Below are 16788 nucleotides of genomic sequence, written 5' to 3' on the forward strand. Positions count from 1 at the left end.
TTTCCGGGATATAGGGAAGTGAATGTTTTTCCTTGCAGACGAAAGACAGGCAGGCAGTCAGAAGCTCGCGATGATCGACCTTGGCCGGCGCTTGTGCCTGAGGGCCTTCTTCGGCTTGGTCGCATCCGGTGCCGCGACCTCGGGGGCCGGGGCCTCTACCGCCGCCGGTGCAGCATCAGGCCGCTTCGGCGGAGCTGTCCGGGTCTTCGGCTGCGACATCATGACCGTGTAAATCTTGCCGTTCGCCATCTGCCTAAGCGCGTGCGTCGAAGCATAAGCATAGACGAAGCAGTCCCAGGGCTCGTTGCCGAACCGCCCTTTCCGTGCCCCATCCTTCTTCCACATGATCCGCCCATTGGCGTTGTGCGGGTGCTCGGAGGCGATGCGCTCGAAGAAGGTGGTGTCGATAGGGTAGCCGTCTTCCGGCCACTCGATCGGGAACTGAAGCTCGCCTGGGTATCCCGGCTCGTCGTGGAGGCGGCGATAGAGAACATGCTTGGCGGCAGAGACGTCGATCGAATAGACCATGCCGCCTTTGCCGCGGCTCGGGGCTTTCGGCCAAATCTGGTCCTTCGGGGTGCTGGCCCCCTTGATCGCGAACCAGTTCCGCATGCTGTTCCTGGCTGCGAAGTCATAGACTTCCTGCCGGTAGGTATCGTCGCCAGAGTCGATCGCCGCCGCCTTGACCTGATACTCGCGCCCGTTTTCCGCCGAGAACCGCCGCGACAGCAGCTCAGTCAGATGCTCCCAGGCCATCGGGCTCGAGGGATCGTGTGTGTCGAGAACCCAGTGCCCGATTAGCGCGCCGCGCTCTCCCGCACCCCAGCCCCAGATGGAGCATTCAATGTAGCCGTTCTCGCCATCCTTGCCGCGCTGCACATCGACGCCAGCCGTCAGGAAGCGGACATAGTCAGGAACGCGGAAGCCCTGGTAGCTGATGGTCTTCGAAATCTCCAAGTCGTGCGGGTCCTTCCGGCGCCCCACGCCGGTCCGGTCTTCCCAGGTCTCGCCCATCCACAGGTTCGCGAAGTTCTTCAGTTCGCCCGGTTTCTCGTGCCGCACCGCGTTGGCGTTCAAAAAGAAGCGCACGCATTTTTCCCAGGCCGCGCCCGGCATCGGGGAGTAGAGGGCCGAGATGTGGAAGGACACATAACCCGGCTCTGAGGGCGTGGCGGTCGCCCGCCATTCGCCGTTGCGATCCATCCAGCCCTTGTGCTTCTCCTCGATCTTTTTTCCGCAATGCTTGCAGACGTAGTGCGCCGTCTCGGGCTGGTTCTTCTTCCACTTGATACCATATGCGACATCGGGCCCACCCCATTCGAGGTGCTGAAAGCCATCGAGCTCACTCCCGTTAGCTTCGGTGCAATGCGGGCACGGCACGAAGTAGCGGCGCTGGTCTCCCTTCAGGAACTCGGCCTCGCATCGGCTCTCACCCTTGATGCCCGGCGTTCCCGTGATGACCAGGATCGCGTTGTGGTAGGACTTGCCGCGCTCCGAAGCCGCGGTGATCTTGTCCTCTTTCGTGTTCCCGGTTGGGTTGTAAGCGTCGTCGTCGATCTCGTCGAGGAACACAGCCCGGGCCCGGATGCGGCGGAAGTTCTTCGCGTCAAAGGCCGAACGAAAACGGACCACAGACCCCTTCAAGGTGCGGCGGGTGTGCCAGTTGTCGCCGGCCGGTGAGAGGATCTTCCGGATCGCGGGGACATCCCGCGCCATCTCTGTGAAGTCGTCCTTGTAGAAGTCCTGAACGTCTTCCTTGGTGGGCAGATAGAAGAGGACCGAGGACGGGTCGTGCTCGAGGTAGTAGCCCAACCCGAACAGAACCATCTGCGTCGCGCCCACCTGAGCCGACTTGAGGAGCGACAAGCGCCGGGTCTTCGGGTCCGACATGGCCTGCAAGATGCCGCGCTGGTAGCCCGTGGGCTTGAACCGCTGGCCCGCCTTTGCTGCCGTCTGTGCAAGGACGCCGTGCTGCTCCGACCACTCGCAAAGATCGAGCTTCGGCGACGGCACAAAGGCCGCACCCCTTCGGCTCATCAAGGCTTCGGTCAGGGCGTCGCGCGAAAACGCATAAGGGTCCAGGGTGAGGTTGGAGGTATCGAGCATTACTCCTCCTCGCCCTCGTCGCCGTCCTCTATCTCATCCGGGTCAGCAGCAGAGATCCCCTTCGTATCGGCCTGCATCCGCTCCATGCACTCGTCGACGGCGCGCCGGATAATGTCGGCGATCACGGCGGGGTCAGTCTCATGCACCAGATCAGAGGCCAGGCCGGGCCCGAGATTGAAGAGCGCGGTGCGGACAGCACCATATTCGCGGCTGACGATCTCCAGCACATCCTCGATCGGAACAACCTGCTTGGCGACCTTAGCCAGTTCGATCTCACGGATGATCGCGTCGGCCACCGCCTTGCGCCGCTTGGCCTCATCAATGTCCATCCGGCCAGGATTTGTCAGGTCGTCCAGGTCGCCGGTCGGGCTGAACTTCTTCACGGCCTCTGCAACTGCCCGGGAGCTTTCCCAGTCAACGAGCCAGCGGGCGAAGTCCGGGACCGAGATCAGCCACTCCTTGCCAGCAGCGCGATCGGCCCGCTGAACGCAGGGGGCGCCGTGGGTCTCGATGTATTTGACGATGGTCTGCCGGGTCAGCGGCAGCCACTTCGCCGCTTCGCTTGCCGAGCAAGCTTTCGGGTCTGCCATTTCGCGCCCCTGGAGGTGTCCTTGTTAAGATGTAGGGGTGTGAATGTTTTAACTTGCAACAACGGCGGCGAGGCCCTATCTCCTGAATACCCCAGGAAAAACAGGCAGATCGCAGATCGCTCGAGGCTTGGTTGTTGTTAAGGGGGTTTTTCAAATTTTGAAAACATGAAAGCGCCGCACTCGCCCGCTACCCCACAATAGGTGGGCCGGGGGCTGGGGCCCCCGCCGGTTGTGCGTCAAAAAAAATCGCGACACTATATGTTGTGTCTTATTCCGGTCCGTCGCCTCTATCAAGCAGTATGACGCTGCCCGCGGGTCGCTCAGCAGGACGCCACTCATAGCCCTGCCAGTCGGGTCGAGCGGGCACGAGCATCACGCCTTCGGGCGTTGCGCGCAACTCAACATTGTGCGTGCGGCAGACATGCTCAAGTGCGCCGACTGCGAGGGTCCATGCGTCGGGGTCAGTCATCGCCATCTCCGTCAATCGCTGCCAATATCGACATCCGCGCGTGTGACGAGGCTGCTGACCATCTGTATTCAAGCAGACTTGTCGCCGCCGCGATCGAGCGCTTCCGTTCCGACGCAGAGTCGGGGTCATCAAACATCTGCGTCATGACCGGCATGTTGCCGTAGCAGACAAGGCGCGCGTGAGGATCGTCGCCGGTCACGAATTGAAACCGGTTGGGATCAACCTTCATCAGCCCCGCCCTCCCTCACCATCAACTGACAGATCAACGGCAGGGCGTGGGTATGTCCGCTCAGTCAATCTCAACCTGCCCAGTTCCCAAGCCAATTTTCATGCACCCACCCCTTTCGCCGCGGCTCATCGTAGTAGATTCCCCACCACTCGCCGCGAGGTTCGCAGGTCCGGACCTCGTCTCCGTTATGTAGCTCATCGATCTTTCGGTAGTTCGCGCCCGGCCCAGACCGAACCGCCAAAAAACCGTCGCCGTTTGGATCTAAACCGACCACTGAAGCACCGCTGCATCCGGCTATTTGGGTATCCTCAGTGATCTGGAAGTCAACGTCGAGTTGTTGCGCGACGGCAGCGCCTGACGATACTGCAAGCGCTGCTACGAATACTGTCAGTTTCACGATCCATCTCCACACCAAAAAACATGGAAGAAGAATATCACGCTGAGCCGGTTTTTTGAAACTTTGTTACCCTGCTCCACTTCTTTGCGCCGTTCCCAGCCCTTTCAAAAGCGGGGCTGCGGAGGGTGCGGCGCCAGGAAGAAAGTCAAGCGCGCATCAGTCCTGCCCTCCCATGCTCCGGGCTTCTCTCAAAGCCTCATCAAACAGCCTCTCGACCTCGGCACGATCAGCCTTCTTATAGACCTTCAGCGTGCGGCCAGGACCGCCGAGAGTGCCATCAACACCGAGGCGAGACACCCGCGACGCAACCTCGAAGCTGTCGACGCCGCGTGGCACCTCGAAGACGTGGCAGTCTGGATGGTCCATCACCCCTGCCCTCCCATGATCGCCAGCCGCTGGTGGTTGCTGAGCTTGGTGAGGTCGATGCTGGAGACATAGTCACCACCGCTGACCACGCAGGTCATCATCGGCCAACCATCGGTCACACCATCTGCAACGCGAACAGAGTAGCCCTCGAAGTCGGTAGTGATACGATCGAGATATAGACGCCCCTCATCCTCGGATATTTCGAACCCATGCCGCATCGAAATCCGCGCCAGATCGTCGATGAATGCCTTGATCTTCGCTGGGGTGGGTTTGTCAGTCATCGCCCATCCTCCACTCGCACTGGTTCAGCGGGACGATCGCGTATCGGTCTTCATTGTCCGCAGGGATGGTCGTCATGACGTGATCAGCCGCACGGGACACGAACTCGGCAGGCGTCACGCCGTGCCAGGCCGCAAAGCCTCGGATCGCATCAGCGCCGAGAATGATCGGGCTGTGGGTGGGTTGGTCAGTCATGCCGCACCTCCCTTCGGCGTGCGATGTGCCACAGCCGAGAACATCGCCATCCGCTGGTGTGACGAAAGCATCGACCACGCCATTTGAGGAATGCTCTGATCATCGGAAGAAGAAACGGACATGGAGACGGTGCTCCGACCGAGATCCACACCTGCGCCTTCATACAAATCGCTGAGCTGAAAACACCTGACGCGAAGTGTTGCCGAGGCTGCGCCCTTGCAGACCGGCGCGATGAGGACTCGCTTCCGGAAGCCTCGGTGCTTGAAGACCACTTCCTCGATCGGAACGGCGCCGCTGCGGATCACGCGGGTTCGGAAGTCCTGCTCAGCATGTGAGCGCTCGAACCTGAAGGGGCTCTGCCGCCAAAACAGGGCACCCGATGATATCTCAGCGACGAAGCGTTCGATTGCCTCGTGAATTTGTGGAAGCTGTTCGGCTTGGTATGGATGGAGGGTCATGCCGCACCTCCCTTCTGCCCGAACAGCCGAACCCACTCCACACGCACGCCAGCAAGCCAAGCGCCGCCCAGAACGGCAGATGCGAGCGAAATACCGACATCACCCAGATGCCCCGCCAGTAGCGCGCCAGCACCAATAGCGACGCTGGCATAGACGGAGACGAAAAACGCGAAAGACAGATACTTCATGGAAATCTCCCTGTTGCTTTCCAGGGAAATAGGCCCAGCGCGGCCGAACCAAAAATCAGTCGTCGTCGAGTGATTGTCGCGATTTGTGCAGCGGCATCAGTTCGCGCTGGTTGTGCTCCTCGATCGCCTCGGCATTGTCCTCGCGCCACCTACGGGCGCGCTCAGCTCGTGCGTCGGGATGCATGTCGTCGCCTACTACGCCATCTGTCGGATCGTCCCACGCCATTCCGCTGCCGTATGATGCAAGCACGCGAGGGCCGTCATCGACGCGCTCGGCATAATAGCCGCCTTGCTCCGGAGTGAGAGGCACCAGGCGCATACAGCCGGTTTCGAGGTCGGATTGGAGTTCGATGCCATATCGGACACCCAGGCGCGCGAGATCGGAGAGGTAGCGCTGTAGCGTCTGGGCCGGGACCAGTTCGAGCTCGTCGAGATATTCACGTGCATCGCGCGTCATATCCCCCGGACCCGCGACTATCTCCCAGTTCATACCCATCTCCGCGCGTTTCCGAGCAATCATCTCCAGCGTTCGTTTCTCTCCCTCCTGGATGGATACGAACGGCCCGGCCTGACGCTGTTCGAGCAGCTCGCGCAGCAGGCGCACCTCCTCTGCGAGTTCGTCGCGGGACATGTCGGCGGGATCTTTCATGCCGCCAGCTTACTGCGCCGGGGGCGCTATGTCACCGCGCCCGACCCCAGCTGATGCGCTTTTCCTGGTCGAGGTCAGGAACGGGATCGGCCGTTACCGACGGGCGGGAGAACAGCCACTCAACCTCGGCGCGGATATGCGCCCAGGTGCGCCGGACGGCCTCCGGGTCCGGTGCCGAATGCTCCCACGCGCGCCGTCGCTGCATGGAGAGATACCACTCCGCCAGCAGGGAGAGCGGCACTGCGGAGATCGCGATATACCACGCGAGCAGCATCGCCGCTTCGACGGCCGCGGGCGTCAGCACTGCGGCCACGGAAGGATCTCCCCCGTGCGCTCGAAATGCTCAAAACGGCACAACACCGTCTGCTTATAGCGCTCCTGCGTCGTAAGCCCGCCAGTCAGCTCTTCACGCACGATTGGCGCGCTGGTTGCGTTCGAGACGCCAGCTGCGGGAATGCCCGCGAGAAACCCGAAGCCGATGATGAATGCCCACATGGCTTGTCCGTCACTCATATTCCATCCTCCCTGACTTTCTGTCTGTCTTTCACAGGAGATAGGACGGAGACGAGATGGCTCAAAAACCGTATCGCGACGGCGGATCAGTAGTATGCTGCGCGTGAGAGGAGCCAAAGATGACGGATGATCAGAGAGCACTGCGGGCGCTCATCGCTCGTCGTCCGGCTTGACCGTCAGTGCAGCGGGTAAGTCCCAAGTGCTGCGGTCGTCGCCCTCCCAGCCTGCCAGTTCCTCCTCGGTGAGCGCCGCAAAGAACTCGCCTGGAGGTGGCACCACCGCGCCCTTCAGGATGCCGAAACGGAAGCCACTACCCTGCGGATGCGTGCGGGCATACCTTATGGCCGCCTCAAATGCCGCACGCGGGATGCTGTCATACTCAGCACACAGATCGTCGATCGTGTCCCCGTCTTCGATCCTACCCAAGACTGAGCGACAGGTTATGCGCGTGCCCTTGATGACCGGCTCGCCGCCAAGGATGTCGGCGCGCGACTCAAGATAGTTGCCGAGATCTATGCGGCCGGGGTCTGTCATACCGGCAGCATAGCATGGACGCGTTCCCAGATCACCGAAAGACAGACAGAGGTGAGGAGGAGCGGGGCGAAGATGCGGATGGCGTGTTTCATTGCCATCATGTTGCGTCTTCCTGATCAGTGGCAAAATCAGCCCGGCGCCAACCCTGACCAGGACAATCACTTTTCGAATTCCTACTGCTTTTCCAGTGATTTACCGCGAACCGGCAGGAACAACAGGACAGTTGTTCAGGACCCCTTATAGCATAGGGCCATTTTTAACTTTGAAGGCAGTATAATATACCCCCCACACGCGCATGGGGGAACTCTATCTTATAGTCCTGAAAGTTAACTTTGACCCCACACTATAGGGGGTCCTGAACAACTGTCCTGTTAGTCCTGGGAAGACAGAAAAACACAAGCCAAATCAGCGGCTTGTAAGATTTCTTAAAAATCTTCAACCGGTCGGCACACCAGGGAACCATCTCCCCTTCATCAAGAAGAACGGAGACGGAACATGAAGACCCTATCGAAACCCCAATACCTCGGCACGACCAGCCAGGCAAGCGAAATCGTCGCCCTGGCAAAGACCTCCGGGTCCTATGCCCAGCGCCACGCCGCAGCCCGCATCGCAGTCGGCAAATCCCTCATCGGTTCCCGCGTCGGTCTCGTCAAGCTCGGCAAGAGTGAGTTCCTCGTCGCCGATGCCGACCTGCCCTCCCTGCCCTCCGACATCCGCCCTTATGCCTTCGCTGTTGTCGCCCAGTGCAACGACCGCGGCGCGGTCTTTCTGACCCGCGCATGATCTTTTTTGGATCGGCTCCGATGGGTCTATCTCCCTCAAGCCGCTCTCAGCGCCCCCAATAACAACAACCGCGGCAACGACCGCACTTCATACAGGATCGAAGAACAATGCACGCATACATCAGAAAACTCCGCGCCTCCGTCGCCCAGTTCGAGGAAGTCGCCCAGGGCATCCGCGAAGCCGCTCTGGCTGCCCGTGAGCAGACCGAGACCGCCGCTGTCGAAGCCGCCATCGCTGACGACAACCTGACCACCATCTCGGGCGTTGGCCCGGCCGTCGCCGCCAAGCTGATCGAAGCTGGCATCCGCACCTACTCTATGCTGGCCCGCGCCACCGATGAAGAGCTGGACGCCGTCTGCAAGGGTTACGCCAAGAAAGCCGCCTCGAAGGACTGGCGCGGTCAGGCTGTCGTCGCCGCCGATCTCATGGGTCAGGGTGCCGGCGATGAGGCCGAGGACGAGATCGACAACGAGACCCCCGACAAGCTGACCGAGATCGGCGGCATCGGCCCCTCAATCGCGAAAGCGTTCGCCAACGCTGGCATCCGCACCTTCCACGCTCTTGCCGATCTGTCGAAGGATGAGCTGGAGGATGTGACCGAGGGCTTCTCCGAGAAGGCTGGCAAGGGTCGCTGGCAGCAGCAGGCCATGGTCCTTGCCGCTCGTAAGGATGCCCGCACCGCCGCCATCGAAGCCCGCATGACCGGCGTCGTCGCAGAGGGTGAAGATGACGAGGATGCCCCGAAAGGCTCCTCCTCTGCCGAGCGCATCACCGCCGCCGACATCTGGTGCCTGCTGAACGCAGACCGCACAGACCTGGGCAACACCGACCGGATGCTGGTTCATTACGGCCACCGCATCCTTGACGTAGTCGGCCTGGGCGTCATGGCCTGGACCGGGACCCGGTGGGTTGCCGACGGCAAAGAGGGCGCCCTGGAGCGCACCGCTCACGAGGCCGCACGCAGCATCAGCCGCGACATCCAGACCGCCCGCGTCCTGAACGAATACCGCCCGGACATCGTGAAGTATCTGCCCCTCAGCAAGACCGAGGCGAAGATCATGCGCGAAGGCGACAAGGACGGCGCTGGCATGGTCGATGACCCCCAGAATGTCCTCTTCTCGCTCGAAGACCTCTCGAAGTGGGCCAATCAGTCCCAGTCGCAGAAGTCGGTCTCGGCAATGGTGAAGCAGTCCCGCGCCTATATGCAGGTCGACGCGACCCTGATGGACGCTCAGCCGCACATCCTCGGCGTCAAGAACGGCATGGTCGATCTCCGCTCCGGCACGCTCCTGCCGGCCGATCCTGCCGCCCTCATCTCGAAGCAAGCAGCAGCCAAGTTCGATGCCGCCGCCCAGTGCCCGAACTGGATCAAGTTCCTCAAGGATGTCTTCAACGGCAACCGGAAGCTCATCGCCTACGTCAAGCGGTGGATCGGCTACATCCTCACCGGCGAGACCCGCGAGCAGAAGTTCCTGTTCCTCACCGGGCAGGGCTCGAACGGGAAAGGCGTCATCACCTATGTCATCGAGCGTCTCCTGAATGACTACGCGAAGACGCTGCCGAAGGACTACCTGATGAAGCAGCGCGGACCTCGCTCGAAGTCCAGCGGCACCGACGACCTGTTGGCCGGCATCCGTGGCGCTCGCTACATCCATGCCTCGGAAGGCGACGCCGATGACGCACTCGATGAAGGCAAGATGAAGGGTCTCTCGGGCGAAGGCACCCAGATCGCGTCATTCAAGTTCGAACGCGCCTTCGAATTTCAACCGGTTGGCAAGCTGGTCTTTGACACCAACTTCCGCCCGCGCATCCACAGCCAGGACAAGGCCATCTGGCGCCGGGTCGTGAACATCGTCTTCTCGAACCACTATGAGAGCCCGGATCACGAGGACTTCGTGAAGGGCGTATCCAAGCCGAAAGACCCGATGCTGCGCTCTGCCCTCATCAACGAGATGCCCGGCATCCTGGCATGGGCTGTCGAGGGTGCGGTCGAGTGGTATGCTGACGGTCTGGGTGAGGAGCCTGATTGCGTCCGTGAGGCTCGCTCCGAGTATCGTGTGGAGACCGATGCGACCGGCGACTTCTTCGCTCAGTGCGTGACTGTCCGCAAAGGGGCAGTGGTTCAGGCCGGGCGTGTCTATAAGGCATACAAGGAGTGGGTCGAGCATAACGCCGTCGGCTTCGCCATCTCCGCTCGTGCCTTCGGCGATTTGCTGAAAGAGAAGGGCCACAAGGGTGAGAAGAGGGGCGGTGTCGTCGTCCGTCATGGGCTGATGCTGAGCTCCATCGGCGACGACTACGCCGATGGCATCTACACCGGCAGCGACATCAAGGCAGGGTCTGACGGACGTCTCCGCGAGCGTCAGCCGAGCTTGGTCGCTATCAACTGATAACCCAGAGGGGCTCGATCCCCCCTCTGAACTTGCCCCCGGTCCTCGGATCGGGGGTTTTTTATTATGACCGACCGATCTTGCTCAGAGATGCCAGCCCGAAGGGTCGATTGCCGCGAAGCCGCATGCGCTTCTCGAACTCCGGCTCCTTCTCAGCCAGGATGTCCTCGGCCGTGTAGATACGTCGCGTTTTTCTCGACGCATTCCGCCTGTCTGCATGTTCTTGAGCTTCTTCTCGGGTCATCCCTTTCCGAGGCGCATTCCAGTCTTCCCAGTGCTGATTGACCCTTCGCTCTGCCTCGGCTTCATCGGCGAACCCGTATCCACCTTTCACCTTGACGATCTCCAGATCGCCGAGGGCCTTCAGGCATTCCTCAATCCTGAAAACCGTATCGCCTTTGTCGCCCTGTCTTTCAAAGCCGTTCTGGAAATCGGGGAACAAGATCCGCCAGCCGAGGAACTTGCGACGTGCTCCATCTGCGTGGATGAACCCGGCGAACCATCCCGAATATCCATTGTTCGCGTGTCTGCCTGCAACAGCGGCGCGCCCGGCGCTGTCGAGCTTCGATTGCAGCCAGACGTCGCCTTCCTCGGCTTCATGACCTTCGTCCTGATAGATGTCCCAAACCCGCCCGGTAAGCGTGACCATTCAACCTCTCCGTGTAGATGGGAACTGGATAGCGAGAGATTTGTGCTCTGGGAAGGCGGGCAACTAACTCTCGACAACAGAAAAGGTCTTCAGGCCTGATAAAAATCTCAATTTCATGACGCAATATGCTTGACCAACATATTGCGGTTCAATCTACCCTTTGCCACAAGAGAACAAAACAGATACTCTGCATCATGGGAGGATTGTCATCATCATCGTTGGGGGATTGGAGAGATGCATGGGAAAGCCTTTTTCAAGCGAGGATAGTTTCCTCGTTCGAGATCCGCTCGGCCAGCTCGGCGTCGTTCAGGAAGTCGAGCCAGGCGTTCGGCCGGTAGATCTGCTGCCGACTGGTTACTACGCTGACAACATGGTCCGGTGCTGTTTCTGTGCCCAGCGCCAGACTCACCGCCGAGGGTATTTTGCGGTGCTGCCAGATGGGTCACTGGCTCTCTGCGGCAACTGCTGCGCAATCAAGATCGCAGGAAAGGAAACAGTCGCGGCGATCGACAGGAGGCGTGAGAGAGCAGCTTCCGGATTGAAACGGAAGGAGATTGCGGAGCGAGTGACCGGCGGCCTGGTCGAGTTGATGCAGGAGTTGGAAGATGGACCACTTCAGGCTGAGGCGGCTATTCGGCAGGCGCTGGGAATGCTTCGAGATGTGTTCGACTACTCAGGGCACATTCCTGATGCCACAATTTCACTCGGTGCAGGTGGCATCAAATCCATCCTGAGAGCTGCCGCGATTGATAATCTTTCAGAAAAGGACGTGCCTGGGCTGATGCAGAAGCGAGCCAAGGCCATCCCCATCATCAAGGCAGGCGTCGAAATGCTTCCTGAGCGCCGCCGGCTGATTTCCTTCGATGCGGTCTGGGAGATCCTCAAGACAGCCAACGCCAAGAAGGGTTGGGGCGTGGAATGGGACGGGAGGGTCATCGAGTATCGGAAAACGGAACTTGATTTCGTTCCTTACAGCCTCTGCATCGAGCCCATTCATATCGATCTTCGGCAGGTGAAAGCAGTGTTGGCGAGCATGTGACCTCCGCATGGGAAATGGGCAAGCGACGCAGATTCCGTATCGCTTTCGTTCCCGGACTCTGTCAGTAGTTGCCCATGACTGAATCGCTCGATCCCAAACCCGCCTCCTCGCGCGAGGAGAAACCCAGCATGCGCAGCACCCCTACCTCGACCGTCGGTAGAGGAAAGGCGATCAAGCGTGTCGATCTGCCCGAAGCGGACCATTGGTCAGACGGCCAAACCACGGTTATGTTCGGGAACAGCCTTGATCGCTACGCATCTTGGGACGCGCCCGACTGCATCGTCTCAGACGGCGCCTACGGCGTCCTCGGCTTCGAAGGCGACACGTCCGATCACACTGGCATGCCTGAGTGGTATGAGCCGCACATTGCCGCCTGGTCCGCTCGAGCGAAGGGCAGCACCATGCTCTGGTTCTGGAACAGCGAGATCGGCTGGGCGGCAGTTCATCCCATCCTGGAGAAGCACGGCTGGCGCTATGTGAACGCGAATATCTGGGACAAGGGCATTGGCCATATCGCCGGGAACGTGAACACGAAGAAGATCCGGCGCTTCCCAGTCGTCTCCGAAGTCTGCGTGCAATATGTCCGCGAGCCTCGGATGAACGGCAAGCACATCAAGTTCTGGTTGCTTGAAGAATGGAAGCGCTCAGGTCTTCCGGTCCGTGAGGCGAACAGGGCCTGCGGCGTCGCGGATGCAGCGGTTAGAAAGTATCTCGACCAGGGACATCTCTGGTATTGGATGCCGTCAGGCAAGTTCCAGATGCTCGTCGATTACGCGAATGAGCATGGAAAACCGGCCGGCCGTCCCTACTTCTCGCAGGACGGCGAGCGCCCGATGACGGCCGCCGACTGGGAAGAGACCCGCTCCCACTTCGAGTGCCCCCACGGCATGACGAACGTGTGGAGCCGCCCTGCCCTGCGTGGCGCTGAGCGGATCAAGACGCACGGCACATCAGGTAAAGCGGTGCACCTGAACCAGAAGCCGCTCGACCTCATGACCAGGACGATTGAAGCTACCACTCGTCCTGGCGAAGTTGTCTGGGAGCCTTTCGGTGGCCTGTTCTCTGCGTCAGTAGCTGCTCGGAGGCTCGGGCGGAGGTCGTTCGCTGCTGAGATCGACCCCACTTATTTCCACTATGGGCTGGAGCGGATCATTCAAGAAGCTGATCAGCATCCGCTTCTTTGATGTTCAGGCGTTCCTCGAGGATTCTCGCGACATGCTCATCGGCGTGTCGCACTTCCTCCTCTGCGGCATGGATCTGACGAAGCGCTGCCTCAAGAGCGTTTTCGTCCTGCTTCTCTTCGGCGGTCTCCTGAGCCTTGATCGCCTTGCGAAGCTTGGCTTCTGCCCTCGCGCTGGCACGGAAAAGGTTTGCCCACTGTGAGATCGTCATCCCCTCGGTTTCGATACCGAGGACGCGGGCTTTGAATGCCTCAAGGCCCGGATGAACAATCCGGTCCATCTTCGCGTAATTCGTATCCAACCGATAGTTGCAGATGTTCATCAGTTCCCGCAGTTGGGCCTGATACTCCGGCGTTGGTTTGTAGATGTGACCATCATTCCCCCATGACGCGATCAGTCTCTCTGCTGCTCGCAGCTGTTCTTCAGTCGGATCTTGGATGCGGTAGCCATTCGTGTTCGTCTGCTGAAGATTGCTGGTCCGGTTCTCTGTGTTCTCAGGCTCTTGGACGATGTAGTGGGGCGGATTGTGATAGTGGTTGTCCCTCGCCTCAGCGACTGACTTGCCGGACACGATTACCACGTCGATGATCTGGGGCTTGCCGTAAAGGATCTTTTCCGGCAGCCAAGCCAGCATGCACACATTCGTATTTTCGTCAGTGAAATGGTTCTGACTGTCCTTGAACCGTGCAGTGATCTCGGTTGAGAGCGGAAACCACGCCTTGATCTCGAAGCCGGGCTGCGGAACTACGCCATCGAAGACCGCATCTGGGAAGCCAGGGTCTTGGCGGCGCCATGTCCCTTGTCCAGCGAACTCATCCTGATCGTCGAGATACTCGACCACGTTGAACTCGATCAGGTTGCCGAGGATGGGAGAGAGCTTCGAAACGATCTTCGACAGGTTCACAGCTGCTTCTGGCGACACCGGCGGCTCTACCGTCAAGACGTCGAACTTGTGACCGGACAACTCCTGCAAATGGTCGCCGGCAATTCTCAAAACTTCTTCGGTGTTCAAAGGCATAATCACTGTCCAAGGTTGTTTTTCGGGCACCGTATACACCGGAGGTAACCAGGTCGAGTCATAGACGCCTCAGATTTTTGGTTCATCGCTCCCAGGCCTATCTCCTCCATAGCTCAAGAAAAACAGGCAGGAGGCAAGAATGGTGATCCCGACATCAACCTTGCGCCCAAGCTGAAAAAAAACTCGCATGTTGTGTGCGACGGTGATGATCCGGCCCTATTTCCTCTGTGAGGCATGCGGGTCCCGGCAATATGGCCGGGACCTCCAAGCATCCGGACGTAGCTCAACTGGATAGAGCGCCGGCCTACGAAGCCGGAGGTTGCAGGTTCGAATCCTGCCGTCCGGGCCAATCCGCACCCCAAGAAACATTCGTTTTTGTGCAGATCCCGCTGGACCTAATTCCCTTTCAGATACCAGAACAGGGAGTGAACATCCGATGGCCGCCTTCACGAAGTTTCCGAGCATCGACAGCTTTTCGCATGTCTATCGCCGGCAGTTCAAATCTTTCAATCCGCAGATCTGCCGCTACGGGGCGAAGATCAAGCTTCATGGCACCAATGCCGGCATCCGGGTCTCGACCAACGGCACCGTCGTCGCCCAATCCCGCAACCGCGACCTCAGTGTCGACGCGGACAACTTCGACTTCGCGGCATGGCTTGACGGCGTCCGCGATCTCTTCGCCGGCTGCGTCCAACCTCAGGACGCCGTGTTTTTCGGTGAGTGGGCGGGCCCCGGAGTTCAGCCGACCGACGCTGTCTCCAAGACTGACCGTCGTCGGTTCTTCGTCTTCGCGATCCAGGTCGGCGAGATCATGCATTACGACCCGGAGTTCATCCGGGCGCTGACGCCGTCGCACCCCGACATCGAGGTCCTGCCCGTCGAGTTTGAGATCCTAATTGATTACTCCGGACCCACCGCAGAGCTTGTGGAGCGCGTCAATGGCGCTGTCGATGCCATCGCCCAAGAGGACCCATACATCGCTCGCATGTTCGGCGTCAGCGACGCTGGTGAGGGCCTTGTGCTCGCCCCTCTCGCACCGATGACCATCTATGAGTGGCCGGCCCTGACATTCAAGTCTAAGGCCGAGGCGCATCGGGTCAAGAAGGAAGGCAAGGCGGTCTCCGAGAAGCTCTCGATCCCGACTGGCGCTCAGGATTTCGTCTCGGCCTTCGTAACCGAGGCGCGCTGCCGTCAGGGTCTGGCCGAGGCGTGTGGCGGTGTCGCTGACCCTCGCACGATCCCCGACTTCCTGAAATGGATCGGCGGCGACGTGAAGAAAGAAAGCCAGGCAGAGATCGAGGAGATGGGTCTGGAATGGTCTGCGGTCGCGAAGTTCGTCAACCAGGCCGCAGTGCGGTGGTTCAAGGCGCAGGGGGTGTGAAGGATATGGGCGGGAGTTCTCCCGCCCTTCTTTTTTGGTTCAGGCGATTTGTCCCTATTTCCCCACCAGCTCGGAAAAACAGACTGACAGGAGGCAGGAATGAGCAAGACGATTACGCTGAAGCGGGATGACCTGGAGGAGGTGGTTAGGACGGCATTGCGGCTTGGTTCGCAGTCCGGCGGCGTGAAGCACAAGCGGCTGGTTCAAGGCATCATGGAAGAGGCGGAGGAGAAGGCGGTCGCGCCCGAGATCCGGCAGCCAATTAAGTTCACGCTGAGCGAAGACCTGATCAAGAAGCTTAAGGCTCCCCTTGATCCGGTGAAAGTTATTAGCGCTGGCGACCTTGAGGACTTCGACCCCTTCGACGTGCCGCCGATGACGCGCCGGGCTGGCACCTTCCGCGATTTTACCAAGCATGCGACCCTCGGCGAAGAGATCCTCCAGCATGTCGAACGGGGTGTGCCGGTATGGAATCTGCTTCAGCGCGTGACTGGGAAGCCGATCAAGGAGCTCCAACAGATCGTCGCTGCCGGCGGCGCTGAGGACACCAGAGCCGCGGTGATCGAGGCGCTTCGGAAGCGTGCGATCTCATACACGTCGCCGGGAATCCCTGCGACCGTCGATGCGACCCGTCGGATGTCGGCGGTGCAGGCGGCCTTCATTCTCTTCATGAACGACATCCCCCGCAAACCGAGCGAAGAAAGGAGGTCGTGATGTCGAAGGTCGTCAAGAACGTCAAAGGCTAATCAGCCACCCCCAACCCCGGCCTCACCGCCGGGGTTTTTCTTTGTCTGCCAGCATCATGAAAGAAAAACAGACCGGCAGACACTTTTTTTCTGTTTTTTTCCTTCCGAGTGCCGATGAGAGGCCTATTTCCTGATTGTAGCGGGTGAACAAACAGAAAACGCCCCGACCGCTACAGGGGCAACAGAGCCATGAGCAAGACAATCGAAAACAGCACCCTCAGCCTGGACGGCCTGCGCGACCTCTTTTCGGCAGAAAAGCCCTCCGCAGCCAAAACCTCTGCCAAGCCGCAGCGCGTCCGGCAGGTCCGCAAGTTCTGTCGGAGCATCCAAGATGGCATCCTGACATTTGATGACTACGAGCACGAGGACGCCATCCTGATCTGCGACGTCGAAGGCTATCCGCTCGCATCATTCGCGCGCATCCAGTTCCGGCTTGGGGCTGACGGCCTGCTTTACCGTCATATCTTTGGTGACTGGTATTTCGACTTCGATGCGCCCGAAGCCGTCGCCTCTCTTAATGACGCTGCATGGTCGCCCGTCTCTACAGCTTTCCCCGAATACCAGGCCCTGGTTGCATCTCTCTCGAATCACGACCGCATGCAGATGTCGTCCTGCGCCTGACCCCACC

The 16788-nt window shown here is 59.9% G+C and carries 23 protein-coding genes and 1 tRNA gene; 8 read left to right on the top strand and 16 right to left on the bottom strand.

What is annotated here, in order from left to right:
* Nucleotides 1–57: 57 nt before the first annotated feature.
* The 14 genes from OC159_RS02435 to OC159_RS02500 form a co-directional block, all read right to left on the bottom strand.
* Nucleotides 58–2106: a terminase gpA endonuclease subunit gene (locus OC159_RS02435; RefSeq protein ID WP_265499565.1), complete on the bottom strand. Its 2049-nt coding sequence runs from the start codon at nucleotides 2104–2106 to the stop codon at nucleotides 58–60.
* The gene (locus tag OC159_RS02440) at nucleotides 2106–2696 is read right to left on the bottom strand and encodes a terminase small subunit (protein ID WP_265499566.1); all 591 of its coding nucleotides are present in this window, start codon (nucleotides 2694–2696) and stop codon (nucleotides 2106–2108) included. Before OC159_RS02440 ends, OC159_RS02435 begins: the two co-directional genes overlap by 1 nt.
* Before the next feature lie 268 nt (nucleotides 2697–2964).
* Nucleotides 2965–3165, bottom strand: a complete 201-nt coding sequence (locus tag OC159_RS02445) for a hypothetical protein (RefSeq protein WP_265499567.1) — start codon at nucleotides 3163–3165, stop codon at nucleotides 2965–2967.
* The gene (locus OC159_RS02450) at nucleotides 3158–3394 is read right to left on the bottom strand and encodes a hypothetical protein (protein WP_265499568.1); all 237 of its coding nucleotides are present in this window, start codon (nucleotides 3392–3394) and stop codon (nucleotides 3158–3160) included. The genes OC159_RS02445 and OC159_RS02450 overlap by 8 nt, the downstream gene beginning before the upstream one ends.
* A 70-nt stretch (nucleotides 3395–3464) precedes the next feature.
* A complete protein-coding gene (locus tag OC159_RS19970) occupies nucleotides 3465–3806 on the bottom strand; it encodes an SH3 domain-containing protein (RefSeq protein WP_322626701.1) in 342 nt (113 codons plus the stop codon).
* A gap of 141 nt (nucleotides 3807–3947) precedes the next feature.
* On the bottom strand, nucleotides 3948–4157 hold the full coding sequence (locus OC159_RS02460) for a hypothetical protein (RefSeq protein ID WP_265499569.1): 210 nt from the start codon (nucleotides 4155–4157) through the stop codon (nucleotides 3948–3950).
* On the bottom strand, nucleotides 4157–4438 hold the full coding sequence (locus OC159_RS02465; RefSeq protein WP_265499570.1) for a hypothetical protein: 282 nt from the start codon (nucleotides 4436–4438) through the stop codon (nucleotides 4157–4159). The genes OC159_RS02460 and OC159_RS02465 overlap by 1 nt, the downstream gene beginning before the upstream one ends.
* Nucleotides 4431–4631 (bottom strand): hypothetical protein, encoded by a 201-nt coding sequence (locus tag OC159_RS02470; protein ID WP_265499571.1) that lies wholly within the window; start codon nucleotides 4629–4631, stop codon nucleotides 4431–4433. The genes OC159_RS02465 and OC159_RS02470 overlap by 8 nt, the downstream gene beginning before the upstream one ends.
* Nucleotides 4628–5089 carry a hypothetical protein gene (locus OC159_RS02475; RefSeq protein ID WP_265499572.1) on the bottom strand — a complete coding sequence of 154 codons (462 nt, stop codon included), beginning with the start codon at nucleotides 5087–5089 and terminating at the stop codon, nucleotides 4628–4630. The genes OC159_RS02470 and OC159_RS02475 overlap by 4 nt, the downstream gene beginning before the upstream one ends.
* A complete protein-coding gene (locus OC159_RS02480; protein WP_265499573.1) occupies nucleotides 5086–5277 on the bottom strand; it encodes a hypothetical protein in 192 nt (63 codons plus the stop codon). Before OC159_RS02480 ends, OC159_RS02475 begins: the two co-directional genes overlap by 4 nt.
* Before the next feature lie 55 nt (nucleotides 5278–5332).
* The gene (locus OC159_RS02485) at nucleotides 5333–5926 is read right to left on the bottom strand and encodes a hypothetical protein (protein WP_265499574.1); all 594 of its coding nucleotides are present in this window, start codon (nucleotides 5924–5926) and stop codon (nucleotides 5333–5335) included.
* A gap of 31 nt (nucleotides 5927–5957) precedes the next feature.
* Nucleotides 5958–6239, bottom strand: a complete 282-nt coding sequence (locus tag OC159_RS02490; RefSeq protein WP_265499575.1) for a hypothetical protein — start codon at nucleotides 6237–6239, stop codon at nucleotides 5958–5960.
* Nucleotides 6224–6439 carry a hypothetical protein gene (locus OC159_RS02495; protein ID WP_265499576.1) on the bottom strand — a complete coding sequence of 72 codons (216 nt, stop codon included), beginning with the start codon at nucleotides 6437–6439 and terminating at the stop codon, nucleotides 6224–6226. Before OC159_RS02495 ends, OC159_RS02490 begins: the two co-directional genes overlap by 16 nt.
* Before the next feature lie 150 nt (nucleotides 6440–6589).
* On the bottom strand, nucleotides 6590–7135 hold the full coding sequence (locus tag OC159_RS02500) for a DUF433 domain-containing protein (protein ID WP_265499577.1): 546 nt from the start codon (nucleotides 7133–7135) through the stop codon (nucleotides 6590–6592).
* A 333-nt stretch (nucleotides 7136–7468) separates the two neighbouring features.
* On the opposite strand from OC159_RS02500, the gene OC159_RS02505 reads away from it, so the two are divergent.
* Together OC159_RS02505 and OC159_RS02510 are read left to right on the top strand one after the other, a co-directional pair.
* Nucleotides 7469–7756 carry a hypothetical protein gene (locus OC159_RS02505; protein WP_265499578.1) on the top strand — a complete coding sequence of 96 codons (288 nt, stop codon included), beginning with the start codon at nucleotides 7469–7471 and terminating at the stop codon, nucleotides 7754–7756.
* A gap of 107 nt (nucleotides 7757–7863) precedes the next feature.
* Nucleotides 7864–10146: a phage/plasmid primase, P4 family gene (locus tag OC159_RS02510; protein ID WP_265499579.1), complete on the top strand. Its 2283-nt coding sequence runs from the start codon at nucleotides 7864–7866 to the stop codon at nucleotides 10144–10146.
* A 64-nt stretch (nucleotides 10147–10210) separates the two neighbouring features.
* Here the strand turns inward: OC159_RS02510 and OC159_RS02515 are convergent, their stop codons facing one another.
* Nucleotides 10211–10795, bottom strand: a complete 585-nt coding sequence (locus tag OC159_RS02515) for a hypothetical protein (protein WP_265499580.1) — start codon at nucleotides 10793–10795, stop codon at nucleotides 10211–10213.
* A 238-nt stretch (nucleotides 10796–11033) separates the two neighbouring features.
* On the opposite strand from OC159_RS02515, the gene OC159_RS02520 reads away from it, so the two are divergent.
* Together OC159_RS02520 and OC159_RS02525 are read left to right on the top strand one after the other, a co-directional pair.
* Entirely contained in the window at nucleotides 11034–11834 is an 801-nt protein-coding gene (locus OC159_RS02520; protein ID WP_265499581.1) for a hypothetical protein, read from the top strand.
* A gap of 74 nt (nucleotides 11835–11908) precedes the next feature.
* The gene (locus tag OC159_RS02525) at nucleotides 11909–13018 is read left to right on the top strand and encodes a DNA methyltransferase (protein ID WP_265499582.1); all 1110 of its coding nucleotides are present in this window, start codon (nucleotides 11909–11911) and stop codon (nucleotides 13016–13018) included.
* On the opposite strand, the gene OC159_RS02530 is transcribed toward OC159_RS02525, so the two are convergent.
* Nucleotides 12984–14072 carry a hypothetical protein gene (locus OC159_RS02530; protein WP_265499583.1) on the bottom strand — a complete coding sequence of 363 codons (1089 nt, stop codon included), beginning with the start codon at nucleotides 14070–14072 and terminating at the stop codon, nucleotides 12984–12986. The two genes, OC159_RS02525 and OC159_RS02530, sit on opposite strands and share 35 nt — an antisense overlap.
* 233 nt (nucleotides 14073–14305) lie before the next feature.
* Between OC159_RS02530 and OC159_RS02535 the strand changes: the two genes are divergently transcribed.
* From OC159_RS02535 to OC159_RS02550, 4 genes are all read left to right on the top strand, one after another.
* Nucleotides 14306–14382 (top strand) — tRNA-Arg (locus OC159_RS02535).
* Nucleotides 14383–14469: 87 nt separating this feature from the next.
* Nucleotides 14470–15414, top strand: coding sequence for an RNA ligase family protein (locus tag OC159_RS02540; RefSeq protein WP_265499584.1), 945 nt, complete (start codon nucleotides 14470–14472; stop codon nucleotides 15412–15414).
* 99 nt (nucleotides 15415–15513) lie between these two features.
* On the top strand, nucleotides 15514–16128 hold the full coding sequence (locus tag OC159_RS02545; protein ID WP_265499585.1) for a hypothetical protein: 615 nt from the start codon (nucleotides 15514–15516) through the stop codon (nucleotides 16126–16128).
* A gap of 221 nt (nucleotides 16129–16349) precedes the next feature.
* The gene (locus OC159_RS02550; protein WP_265499586.1) at nucleotides 16350–16781 is read left to right on the top strand and encodes a hypothetical protein; all 432 of its coding nucleotides are present in this window, start codon (nucleotides 16350–16352) and stop codon (nucleotides 16779–16781) included.
* Nucleotides 16782–16788: the final 7 nt, after the last annotated feature.

It is taken from the genome of Paracoccus beibuensis, from assembly GCF_026162625.1.
GTDB lineage: Bacteria > Pseudomonadota > Alphaproteobacteria > Rhodobacterales > Rhodobacteraceae > Paracoccus > Paracoccus beibuensis.